At 63.4% G+C, this 800-nt stretch carries 1 protein-coding gene; it reads left to right on the top strand.

Going from position 1 to position 800, the window contains the following annotated elements:
* Positions 1-508: 508 nt before the first annotated feature.
* On the top strand, positions 509-800 hold a 292-nt coding region (locus D9V41_RS16100; protein WP_166376082.1), incomplete at its 3' end, for an IS110 family transposase.

Below are 800 nucleotides of genomic sequence, written 5' to 3'. Positions count from 1 at the left end.
GGGTCCGGGTCACCGACACCTTCGGTGAACGAATCTCCCAAAGCCACGAAACGTCGAAAAGTCACGAACCTACGGTACTCGGCGGTAACTAACGCGCCTGCTCCCGGTAGGGATGTGCTCACGGGCGGCTCACCTCGGCGGCCGCTCCAGAGACGGCACCTGTCGATATCCGGGAATGGAGCCATCGCATAAGGGGCATAGCCGCGATGGAGACGAAGAAAACGCAAAACTGCGACCTCGACCACCGAGAACGGTGAAGATGGGTGTGGGCTGTTGCTGGCGTTCTGACTTGTATCGAGACTGACGCCCTGCGGGTTGTCTTGGAGTGGACGTGTCGGCGTTGGTGGCGGCGTTGTCTGGCAGGTAGTGAGGGGCCGAGCCGGGCGGGGTTGTGACTTGATAGGAACCTGCCGCGATCAGGCTGGCTCATCACCGTGGTGTCCGCCCGGCTCGGTGAAGTCATCCTCCACATCAGTGAAGGAGACAGATCGCAGTGTCCAGGATGACCATGACCGAGCCGGCCACGCAAGTGGTGTTCGCCGGTATCGATACCCACAAGGTGACTCATCACGCGGCGGTGATCGATGCTGACGGCCGCCGGATTGCTGATCGGGAGTTCACCACTGGCAGCGCTGGGTGCCGGGCGTTGATCGACTGGCTGGGCCAGTGGCAGGTCGAGCGGGTCGGGGTCGAGCAGACCGGCACCTATGGTGCGGGGCTGACCCGACTACTGGACCAGGGCGGCTACCAGGTGTTCGACGTCAACACCCCCGACCCGGCCGTCAGGGCCACCGTGGGTA

Origin of the sequence: Aeromicrobium phragmitis, assembly GCF_003674095.1 — a bacterium.
Taxonomy (GTDB): domain Bacteria; phylum Actinomycetota; class Actinomycetes; order Propionibacteriales; family Nocardioidaceae; genus Aeromicrobium; species Aeromicrobium phragmitis.
Note: the sequence above shows the minus strand (reverse complement) of the source record. Positions and strands in the feature narration are given on the sequence as shown.